Annotated in this window: 2 protein-coding genes; both read right to left on the bottom strand. The window is 74.1% G+C overall.

What is annotated here, in order from left to right; all coding sequences use genetic code 11:
- The coding region (locus AB0O29_RS36005; RefSeq protein ID WP_365160690.1) for a serine/threonine-protein kinase at nt 1-871 on the bottom strand (871 nt) is incomplete at its 3' end.
- The coding region (locus AB0O29_RS36000; protein ID WP_365160687.1) for a WD40 repeat domain-containing protein at nt 868-1,327 on the bottom strand (460 nt) is incomplete at its 5' end. The genes AB0O29_RS36000 and AB0O29_RS36005, both read right to left, overlap by 4 nt.

Below are 1,327 nucleotides of genomic sequence, written 5' to 3'. Positions count from 1 at the left end.
GGGCGACCGTCGCCGCGCGCCGCTCGCCGATCATGGCCGCGACCCCTGCGGGCAGCCACCGCGTGTCCTCGGCGGAGGTCGCCAGATGGCGCAGCGCGTCCGACAGCAGCGGGCGCCTGCCCGGCTCCGGGGCCAGGCAGATCCGGATGAACGCGGTCAGCTCGTCCGGCACCCCGTCCAGATCCGGGGGCTGGTGCACGGTCCGGTAGAGGATGACGTCGGGGCGGCCCTGCCCGTACGGGCTGCGTCCGGTGGCGGCGAAGGCCAGGACGCAGCCGAGCGCGAACACGTCGGAGGCCGGCCCGGTGGACTCGCCGCGCGCCTGCTCCGGCGACATGAAACCGGGGGTGCCGATCACCATCGTCCCGGTGTGCTGACCACCGTCCAGGGCGCGGGCGATCCCGAAGTCGATGACCCGCGGACCGTCGTCGGCGACGATGACGTTCCCGGGCTTCAGGTCCCGGTGGACCAGCCCGGCCGCGTGGATGGCCGCCAGGCCCTCGGCCAGTCCCGAGCCGAGCACCCGCAGAGCCCGCGGCGGCAGGGGCCCGGTGTCGCGGACCACCTGGTGCAGCGACGGGCCGGGGATGTAGGCGGTGACCAGCCAGGGCCGCACCGCGTCGGTGTCGGCGTCCACCACCTGCGCCGTGTAGAAGCCGCCCACCTTCCGTGCCGCCGTGACCTCCAGGGCGAACCGCCGCCGGAAGTCGGCGTCGTGTGCCAGCTCGGCGGCCACCACCTTGACCGCCACCAGCCGCCCGCCCGGCGAACGCCCCAGGAACACCTCGCCCATGCCGCCCCGGCCCAGCCGCCGCACCAGTTCGTAAGGCCCGACCTGACGCGGATCCTCCTTGCCCAGCGGCTCGATCATCCGACCGACCACAACTGGACGGCGCCCAGCAGCTCGCTGGTGTCGGTGGTCGCGGCGAGCGTCCTGCCGTCCGGACCGAACGCGACCTCCCCGCCGCCGCTGCGCCCCGTCCTCACCGGTGTCCCCTTGCGGGAGGCGAGGTCCCACACCACCACCCCGCCGCCCTGGGAGTAGGCGGAGAAGGCACCGGCGACCAGCTTCCCGTCGGGGCTGAACGACACCGACTGGCAGTGGGAGTCGACGCCGGTGAGGGTCGCCGTGAGCTTCCGGCCGGCCACGTCCCATAGGGCGAGGCCGCCGAAGGAGCCGGCCAGGGTCTTGCCGTCGGGGGTGAAGTCCAGCGAGGTCACCCCGTACGGGTCGGTCTTGTCCAGGGCGAGGGTCGCGACCGGGGCGAAGGACGAAGTGACGTCGAACAGGTCCACCGCGCCCTTCAGGTCCGTTCCGTAGCCGACG

The sequence above is a fragment of the Streptomyces sp. NPDC089915 genome (assembly GCF_040684675.1).
Taxonomy (GTDB): domain Bacteria; phylum Actinomycetota; class Actinomycetes; order Streptomycetales; family Streptomycetaceae; genus Streptomyces.
Note: the sequence above shows the minus strand (reverse complement) of the source record. Positions and strands in the feature narration are given on the sequence as shown.